This is a genomic window from Rhodoferax sp., from assembly GCF_013297935.1.
Taxonomy (GTDB): domain Bacteria; phylum Pseudomonadota; class Gammaproteobacteria; order Burkholderiales; family Burkholderiaceae_C; genus Allorhodoferax.
In genome coordinates this window covers 677,076-685,465 of sequence record NZ_JAAFIX010000001.1, presented here as the reverse complement: position 1 = coordinate 685,465, position 8,390 = coordinate 677,076, and the positions used below count along the sequence as shown (strand labels likewise).

At 59.0% G+C, this 8,390-nt stretch carries 9 protein-coding genes; all 9 read left to right on the top strand.

Going from position 1 to position 8,390, the window contains the following annotated elements; translation table 11 throughout:
- Nucleotides 1–307: 307 nt before the first annotated feature.
- The 9 genes from QZW03_RS03315 (at nt 308) to QZW03_RS03275 (ending at nt 8,345) form a co-directional block, all read left to right on the top strand.
- The gene (locus QZW03_RS03315) at nt 308–760 is read left to right on the top strand and encodes a DUF4864 domain-containing protein (protein WP_296508283.1); all 453 of its coding nucleotides are present in this window, start codon (nt 308–310) and stop codon (nt 758–760) included.
- Between the two features lie 80 nt (nt 761–840).
- Nucleotides 841–2,133, top strand: a complete 1,293-nt coding sequence (locus QZW03_RS03310; RefSeq protein WP_296508281.1) for a DUF3422 domain-containing protein — start codon at nt 841–843, stop codon at nt 2,131–2,133.
- 147 nt (nt 2,134–2,280) lie between these two features.
- Nucleotides 2,281–2,844, top strand: a complete 564-nt coding sequence (ahpC, locus tag QZW03_RS03305) for an alkyl hydroperoxide reductase subunit C (protein WP_296508279.1) — start codon at nt 2,281–2,283, stop codon at nt 2,842–2,844.
- Nucleotides 2,845–3,009: 165 nt separating this feature from the next.
- Nucleotides 3,010–4,566 (top strand): alkyl hydroperoxide reductase subunit F, encoded by a 1,557-nt coding sequence (ahpF, locus tag QZW03_RS03300; RefSeq protein ID WP_296508277.1) that lies wholly within the window; start codon nt 3,010–3,012, stop codon nt 4,564–4,566.
- Nucleotides 4,567–4,893: 327 nt separating this feature from the next.
- Complete coding sequence (locus tag QZW03_RS03295) at nt 4,894–5,286, top strand: hypothetical protein (RefSeq protein WP_296508276.1); 393 nt, start codon at nt 4,894–4,896, stop codon at nt 5,284–5,286.
- Between the two features lie 138 nt (nt 5,287–5,424).
- Entirely contained in the window at nt 5,425–5,871 is a 447-nt protein-coding gene (locus tag QZW03_RS03290) for a hypothetical protein (RefSeq protein WP_296508275.1), read from the top strand.
- 797 nt (nt 5,872–6,668) lie between these two features.
- Nucleotides 6,669–6,932, top strand: coding sequence for a BrnT family toxin (locus tag QZW03_RS03285; protein WP_296508274.1), 264 nt, complete (start codon nt 6,669–6,671; stop codon nt 6,930–6,932).
- Nucleotides 6,922–7,191 (top strand): CopG family transcriptional regulator, encoded by a 270-nt coding sequence (locus QZW03_RS03280; protein WP_296508272.1) that lies wholly within the window; start codon nt 6,922–6,924, stop codon nt 7,189–7,191. The genes QZW03_RS03285 and QZW03_RS03280 overlap by 11 nt, the downstream gene beginning before the upstream one ends.
- Before the next feature lie 203 nt (nt 7,192–7,394).
- Nucleotides 7,395–8,345 carry a tRNA-dihydrouridine synthase gene (locus tag QZW03_RS03275; protein WP_296508322.1) on the top strand — a complete coding sequence of 317 codons (951 nt, stop codon included), beginning with the start codon at nt 7,395–7,397 and terminating at the stop codon, nt 8,343–8,345.
- The last annotated feature ends 45 nt before the right edge of the window (nt 8,346–8,390 follow it).

The window sequence follows — 8,390 nt, the reverse complement described above, 5'->3', positions numbered from 1 at the left end:
CTGGAGTGTGTTTGTGACACGGCCGCTGTCTGCTTCTCTGTTGGTAGCAGCTCTTGCTTTGCTGGTGGTGGTGATGCTGCCGTCTATCAAGGCTAAGCGGGAGGAGGCGTTTGTGGAGGATTGATGTCCGCCGCTACGTTTCTCGCACAAAGGCACCTTCGGGTGCCTTTTTTCTGGGCGCAGAGAGTGCCCCATCGTTTCACTGGGGTAAGCGGCAGGGCGGGTGGTAGCGCATGAGCTCAGGACTAGACTGGTCTCACCGGTGTTTGATATCCCTCCACCGGCGTCCTTCCTGACAGGAGGTGGTATGGCCTATCGCTTTAGCCGTTTTTTTCAAGAAGCGCTCAGCATCGCTCTGCTGCTGGGCTTGGTGGCATGGAGTGGGGTGGCACCCGCACAGGCGCAGCCTGACCGTATCGAGGCTGCGGTGATTGCCGTCATTCAGCAGCAGCTGGACGCATTTGCCGCTGACGATGCCGAGCAAGCCTTCAAATACGCCAGCCCGGGTATCAAGGCCTCGTCGGGTAGCGCCAAGAACTTCATGAGTCTGGTCAAGTTCCGCTACGGAGTGGTCTACCGCCATGCGAGCGCTGCGTTCTTCAAGCCCGTCATTGCGGGTGAAGAGGCGCTGGTCAAGGTGCGCCTGACAGACGAAAACGGCGTCAACTGGATTGCGGCCTACACCCTGGAGCGCCACAAAAAGAATGAATGGCTGATCAGCGGTTGCCACCTTCTGGAGGACAAAGGCAACTTCGTGTGAATATGCCGGGGCGCTGGTGCCCTTGTGCGGCTCTATGATGGGGTAACGCTGCAGTGCAGCATGACCTCATCGAAGCCGCCATGACACAGCTCCCCCCTCAGCACCGCCTGCGCCTTTCTCTGCACAACGAAGTGCATGCCCGCCCGCCCGAGCCCATGGGCATGCCCATGGCGCTCTCACATGTGGTGATGGCCTGCAACGCGGTGCAGCGCGATGCCAGCCGAGCCCACATGGCAGCGTTGGCGCGCGACCACCACCTCCCGGCACCCGAAGAGGGCTCTATCCACATGCGCATGGACTTCGGCCCCTTCAAGGTGCGCTGGGAGCTACACACGGAGTTTGTGACCTGGACCTTTATGCGCAGCATTGCCGAGCAAAGCGGCACCGAGCGGGCTCCCGAGGTCGCGCTGGATGCAGTGCCCCAGCAGTGGTTTGCCGAGCTGCCCGGCGAGTGCCTGGCCTGCCTGCACCTGTGGCTGCTGCCTGCCAAAAACGACCACGCGCTGCCCTGGCTGCGCCATGTGTTGCACGAAGAAACCCTGGTGGCCTCCACCGTGGCCGATGGGCTGGGCGAGGTTTACACCGACTTTTCGGTACACGCCGATGGCTTCTCCCGCATGGTGCTGCTGGCCGGCGGCATGACGCCGCGCCGCCTGGGCCGCCTGGTGCAGTGCCTGCTGGAAATCGAGACCTACCGCATGGCCGCGCTCTTGGGCCTGCCTGCCGCGCGCGAGGCCTCGCACGTGCTGGCCAGCGCCGAGCGCGAGCTGGCAGAGTTGGCAGAAGCCATTCGCTCCGCCACCCGCAACGACGAGCCCCTGTTGCTCGACCGCCTGACCCGTCTGGCCGGGCAGGTGGAGAGCCAGCACGCGGCCACCCATTCGCGCTTCTCGGCCAGCGCCGCGTATTTCGAGTTGGTCGACAAGCGCATTGAAGACATTGCCGAGTCCCGCTTGGCGGGCATGCAAACCATCCGCGAGTTCATGGACCGGCGCCTCACCCCCGCGCGCAGCACCTGTGCGTGGTCCAGCCGGCGGCAGGACGCGCTCTCGCAGCGCGTGTCCCGCATCAGCAACCTGCTGCGCACGCGGGTGGAAATTGAGCAGCAGCAAAGCAGCCAGGCGCTCTTGGCCACCATGAACACCCGCCAGGGCTTGCAGCTGCAGCTGCAGTCCACGGTGGAGGGGCTCTCGGTGGCGGCCATCACCTACTACATCATCGGCCTGGTGAGCTATCTGGCCAAGGCAGCCTCGCACCACGGCTGGCCCTGGAGCCCCGAGCTCACCGCGGCTGCGGCTATACCGGTGGTAGCGGGCAGTGTGTGGTGGTCTTTGCGGCGGCTGCACCACCGGCTGTTCACATCGGTGTCATGAGCCCATGGGAGATTCCTATGGGGTGTGGGTCAGGCCTATAGGTTTTTCCAATCTGCTTGATTGGATCAATCAACCCTACACATCGCAATCTGGGCCTAAGATTCACCCCGTTCACTTATCGAACAACCAATTCAAGAGGAAATCACCATGTCTTTGATTAACACCACCATCGTTCCTTTCAAGAACGAAGCCTTCCACAACGGCAAGTTCGTTACCGTGACCAACGAATCCCTCAAGGGCAAGTGGAACGTGTTCATTTTCATGCCCGCAGCGTTCACCTTCAACTGCCCCACCGAAGTGGAAGACGCAGCTGACAACTACGCTGAATTCCAGAAGGCCGGTGCAGAGGTCTACATCGTGACCACCGACTCCCATTTCGCGCACAAGGTGTGGCACGAGACTTCCCCCGCAGTGGGCAAGGCCAAGTTCCCCCTGATCGGCGACCCTACCCACGTGTTGAGCCGCGGTTTCGGCGTGCACATTGACGAAGACGGCATGTCCCTGCGCGGCACCTTCATCATCAACCCAGAAGGTCAGATCAAGACCATGGAAGTGCACTCTAACGAAATCGCACGTGATGTGAAAGAAACCCTGCGCAAGCTCAAGGCTGCTCAGTACACCGCCGCCAACCCAGGCCAAGTGTGCCCCGCCAAGTGGAACGAAGGCGCCAAGACCATCACTCCTTCCCTGGACCTGGTCGGCAAGATCTAAAGAGCTTGGCCCCACGGTAGCGCGCTGCGGCGCGCTCACCAGCCGGGTAGCGTCAGAGCGCGTGTGCGCTCTGCTGCCCGGCTTTTTTATGCCCAAATGGGCCGCTAGCCCTCGCAAAACCTGCGCAGCTAGCTATGAATTTGATAGTAAACAGAAGGAATCACCATGTTAGACGACACCCTCAAATCCCAACTCGGCGCTTATTTGGAGCGCGTGACGCTGCCGATCGAGATCGTGGCGTCGCTGGGTGATGACGACAACTCGGTCGAAATGCGCGACCTGCTGCAAACCATTCAAGGTTTGCGTGCCGACAAAATCTCGGTCGCCTACGACGGCACGGATGCCCGCAAACCCTCTTTCAGCCTCAAGCGCGGTGGCACTGACACCAACCTGCGCTTTGCCGGCCTGCCCCTGGGCCATGAATTCACCTCGCTGGTGCTGGCCCTGCTGTGGACTGGCGGCCACCCACCCAAGGTCGAGCAAGACGTGATCGACCAGATCAAAGGTCTGGACGGCGACTTCAACTTTGAGGTCTACATGAGCCTCACCTGCCACAACTGCCCGGACGTGGTGCAGGCCTTGAGCCTCATGGCTATCTTGAACCCCAAGGTCAAAACCACCGTCATTGAAGGCGGCGCCTTCCAAGACGAAATCAACGCCCGCGAAATCATGGCCGTGCCTAGCGTCTACCTGAACGGCGCTTTGTTTGGCAACGGCCGCATGCTGGTGGAAGAAATTGTGGCCAAGCTCGACACCGGCGCCGCCGACAAAGATGCCGCCAAGTTGAGCGCCAAAGACCCGTATGACGTGCTCATCGTGGGCGGTGGCCCCGCTGGTGCGGCCGCTGCGGTGTACGCGGCGCGCAAAGGCATCCGCGTGGGTGTGGCGGCAGAGCGCTTTGGCGGCCAGACCAACGACACCATGGCTATTGAGAACTACCCCTCGGTGCAAGAAACCGACGGCCCCAAGTTCGCCGCTGCCCTGGAAGCCCAGACCCGCTCGTATGGCGTGGACATCATGAACCTGCAGCGCGCCGACAAAATTGTGCCCGCCGCAGAAGCTGGGGGCTTGACCGAAGTGGTGCTGGCCAACGGCGGCACGCTCAAGGCCAAGACCGTGATCTTGTCCACCGGCGCGCGCTGGCGCAATGTGAACGTGCCCGGTGAGGCCGAGTACAAGAACAAAGGCGTGGCCTACTGCCCGCACTGCGACGGCCCCTTGTTCAAGGGCAAAGACGTGGCGGTGATTGGCGGCGGCAACTCCGGCATCGAAGCCGCTATAGACCTGGCTGGTGTGGTGAAGTATGTGACCGTGATTGAGTTTGCCGACCAACTGAAGGCCGACGCTGTGCTGGTGAAAAAGCTCCACAGCCTGCCCAACGTGACTGTGCACACCAACGCCCAAACTACCGAAATTACCGGTGCAGACGGCAAGGTCAACGGCCTTAAGTACAAAGACCGCGCCACCGGCGTGGAGCACCACTTAGCGCTGGAAGGCGTGTTCGTGCAAATCGGCTTGGTGCCCAACACCGAGTTCCTGAAGGGCGTGGTGGAGCTGAGCCGGTTTGGTGAAATCGAGGTGGACGCCAAGGGCCACACCAACGTGCCCGGCGTGTTTGCCGCAGGCGACTGCACCACCGTGCCCTACAAGCAAATCGTGATTGCAGCCAGCGAAGGCTCCAAGGCTGCGCTGAGCGCGTTTGACCACTTGATCCGGCACTAAGCTTTGTGAGCTGCCGTTTTCAAGTAAAAGAGGGCCGCGGCCCTCTTTTTTATTGCGCGAGTAGCTATGAAAAAGATAGTGAATGGCTAGTGCGCTATGAAATCTTGCCTTGCAAGGCATTGACGGAAACTTGCCTAAGAGCAGGGACTTTTTCTTCGTAAGTAAGCGTGTGGGGTTTACGGAATTTTCGTTGGTGGGCATTCGCTGCCGACCTCCCAAAGTCAGCTATAAATCAAGGACTTAAACAAAGCGCTGGGAGGTCGTCATGGTGAGTCGCAAAGTTGTTCATAAGACCTGTTTGACGTCGATAACACGTAGACGGTGCCGATGAAAATCAACACCATCGCTGCCATTGCGGCACTTCTGTTGCTCACATTCCGCCCGGCGTTTGCGGTCAGTTTCAAGGACGCGGCTGAAAACCTGCTCTATTTTGAGTACGCTTCACTGAGCGCCGATTATTGCGAACAGCGTGGCTATCCCAGTCGTGCTGTTTTTTCCGCATGGCAACAGAAGTACGCACATGTGCAAAGAGAGTCAGCCCAACGAATCTTGGCAGAAGGCGAAAGTCGGGGCCTTGTGAAGACCGAGCGAGACCAAGTGTTGTCTGAAGCTATAGCAAACCATAGAAAAACCGCGAGTGAGAATATTGCAAACAAGGGTGTCCCATGCGCCAAATACAGGACTTTTTTAGATGGGTACCACGCGCTGCTCAAGAAATGAAATCGTCAAACTTCTAACCGGTCGACCCACGAGGATGCGCAACCTCGGGCTGCCGCAGCGCGGCACGGGTTGCGTCCCGGTAGCCTCCAACGCTATGCCGCACAGAAACCGCCGTTACGTCTCCAACTTATGAACTCCATGATGAAGCCCCTCTTCCTTCTATTTCTCACGATCCTCATCACAGCGCCAAGTAGTGTAATTGCAGGTGTCTACGCTGACACCATGGGGAAGTGCTTGGTATCCGCTACATCTCAGAAGGACAAGACTGACCTTGTTCGTTGGATGTTTGCGAACGCAGCATTGCATCCGGATGTATCGAATATCTCATCAGTTTCTACCGAGCAACGCGATGACATCGACAGGACGGCAGCCGCGTTAATGGATCGCCTGCTAACAGTAGCCTGTCGGAAAGAAACCAGTGAAGCGCTGAAGTATGAGGGTGCAATCGCAATGCAACTCAGCTTTCAGATTCTTGGGCAAGTGGCTTCGGCTTCGCTAATGACTCACCCAAATGTCGGACAAGGGTTTGGTCGAATCGGCCAGTTTCTTGACCAGAAGAAGATCGAGGCACTGGTGAAAGAGTAGAGTCGTGAGGGAATCCCGGTGCGGCTAAACCACTCACTTAAGCGGAGCGCCAATGGCAGGCCACTAGGCCCGGGCCGGTGCTGCTCTGTCCATTGTCATCGGTCCGGGCCTAGCGCCCTGCCGTCGTCGCCCGCTTAGCTCGGACGCTATGCCGCACAAGACATCGGAACGAAAGAAGTATGGCTGTGACGCTAATTTTTGCTGCCATTACGATCCTCTACCTGCTAGTTCCCATGGGAAAGGCTGCAAGGTGGGCTGCCGCAATAGCAATTGCGATAGCGTTTCACGCACTCGCATGGCGTTCCAGTTACGAAAACTACTTGTTGGAGAACAGCGGAATTGGGACCACGGGTTTCGTTGTGGAGAAAGACTGTCGAAGAACATCCACCCAATGGGTTGCATACAGGTTCAGCGTGGAGGGTAGAGACTATCAAGGTAGATACGGAGTGGGCGGAGGCCGTGCGGGTTGCGAAAGCATCTCCATCGGGACACAGACATTCGTCACGTATTTGAAAGACGATCCCACGATCAGCCGACCAGTGCGCGAGGTGGACAGTCTCTGGTTTACTGGGCTATTTCTGACCTTGGGCGTCACCGGAATGCTGATATTGATGAATTCGGAACAGACCCGGTTTCGTGAACGGAAGCGGGCAAATGCGGCATAACCCGACAATCGACACGGACCCATAACACCAAGTGACGGCTTCGCCACGACTTGGTGTTGTCCGGTCATCGCCATGTTAGATGCCGAACTAGCACTCCCTCACTAAAGTCTTTAAAGGTATAATTTTTATACCATGTACGCATTTGAATTTGATGCCGCGAAAAGCGAATCCAATCGCACTAAACACGGCATCGATTTTGTCGATGCGCAAGTTCTCTGGAACGACCCGATGCTGCTGCAGATTCCGGCTAAAACGGATGATGAACCGCGGTATTTGGTGATTGGATTGATTGATGGGAAACATTGGTCTGCGGTCATTACTTACAGAGGCATCAATGTCCGATTGATATCCGTGCGTCGCGCACGCACAGAAGAGGTGGCACTTTATGAAAGCTAAAAAATTCGAGCAACAGTTTGATGAGGGTGTCGACATCACGGCCTCTTTGGATTTATCCAAAGCCAAGCGTGTTTTGCAAGAGCAAAGGCGGGTGAATGTCGATTTTCCAACATGGATGATTGACTCGCTAGATCGCGAAGCTAGCAAGCTGGGAGTTACACGGCAGTCTGTTATCAAGATTTGGCTCGCCGAGCGTCTTGAGGCGCCCACTTCTAGCTTGCCGTTCCAACGGACGCGCGCAGGTTCCGCGCACCGCTGAACTGTTGTGCCGTATTTCTTGCCGCACTCATTTTTCTTTCTGGCCGAGGTATCGAGGGCACTGCTTCAGCGGCAAGGCACTGTGTGGCTAGGCGATTCCCACTAACGCGTTTCAGAAAAACCTGTTCGGTGACAATGCGCCCCTGATTCCTCCAGAGCCGCATCTCCCCACTCCCCGTGCCCGTACGTATCTACCTCGCCCCCATGGAGGGGCTTCTTGACTTTGTGTTGCGCGACATCCTGACCCGTGTGGGCGGGGTGGAGAAGTGCGTGTCGGAGTTCATCCGCATCACGCACACGCTCATGTCTGAAAAGGCCATGTTGCGCACCGTGCCTGAGCTGGCATTTGGCGCGCGCACCTATGCGGGCGTGCCGGTGTGGCCGCAGCTGCTGGGCTCAGACGCACTTTGCCTGGCCGAAAACGCCGCCCGCCTGGCCGAGATGGGCTCGCCCGGCATTGACCTGAACTTCGGCTGCCCGGCCAAGGTGGTCAACCGCCATGGCGGCGGCGCTACGCTGCTGCAAGACCCCGAGATACTGCACACCATCGTGGCCGCCGTGCGCGCGGCGGTGCCGGCCCACATTCCCGTGACCGCCAAGATGCGCTTGGGCTACAACGACGACAGCCTGGCCCTGGACTGCGCCCGCGCGCTGGAGGCCGGTGGCGCAGCCGAGATCGTGGTGCATGCCCGCACCAAGGCCCAGGGCTACCGCCCGCCCGCTTACTGGGACCGCGTGGCCGATGTGCGGGGCGCGGTGCAGGTGCCGGTGGTGGTGAATGGCGAAATCTGGAACGTGCAAGACGCCCAAGCTGCCGTGGCGCAAAGCGGCTGCCACACACTGATGTTGGGCCGCGGCATCGTGGCCCGCCCCGCGCTGGCCCGCAGCATTCTGGCCGCCATGGGCACTGCGCCGGACGGCATGGCCCAGCCGGGCGATGACTGGACCTGGCAAGACCTGGGCCCGCTCATGCATGCCTTCTGGCAGGTGGCCAGCACCCGCTTGGAGCAAAAGCAACAAGCCGGCCGTGTGAAGCAGTGGCTCAACCTGCTGCGCCGCCACTACCCCGAAGCGCAAGTCGCTTTTGACGACATGCGCACGCTGGTCAAACCCAGCGACGTGGATGCGTGGATACGCCGGTCTATCCCGGTTTAAGCATTCAATCGGCTTCTAGCCCTCGTGGAGTATGCGCGAGTAGCT

Excerpts from the sequence above, each read along its gene's own strand:
- QZW03_RS03315 (WP_296508283.1), top strand. The coding sequence starts at position 308 with ATGGCCTATCGCTTTAGCCGTTTTTTTCAAGAAGCGCTCAGCATCGCT.
- QZW03_RS03310 (WP_296508281.1), top strand. The coding sequence starts at position 841 with ATGACACAGCTCCCCCCTCAGCACCGCCTGCGCCTTTCTCTGCACAAC.
- ahpC (WP_296508279.1), top strand. The coding sequence starts at position 2,281 with ATGTCTTTGATTAACACCACCATCGTTCCTTTCAAGAACGAAGCCTTC.
- ahpF (WP_296508277.1), top strand. The coding sequence starts at position 3,010 with ATGTTAGACGACACCCTCAAATCCCAACTCGGCGCTTATTTGGAGCGC.
- QZW03_RS03295 (WP_296508276.1), top strand. The coding sequence starts at position 4,894 with ATGAAAATCAACACCATCGCTGCCATTGCGGCACTTCTGTTGCTCACA.
- QZW03_RS03290 (WP_296508275.1), top strand. The coding sequence starts at position 5,425 with ATGATGAAGCCCCTCTTCCTTCTATTTCTCACGATCCTCATCACAGCG.
- QZW03_RS03285 (WP_296508274.1), top strand. The coding sequence starts at position 6,669 with ATGTACGCATTTGAATTTGATGCCGCGAAAAGCGAATCCAATCGCACT.
- QZW03_RS03280 (WP_296508272.1), top strand. The coding sequence starts at position 6,922 with ATGAAAGCTAAAAAATTCGAGCAACAGTTTGATGAGGGTGTCGACATC.
- QZW03_RS03275 (WP_296508322.1), top strand. The coding sequence starts at position 7,395 with ATGGAGGGGCTTCTTGACTTTGTGTTGCGCGACATCCTGACCCGTGTG.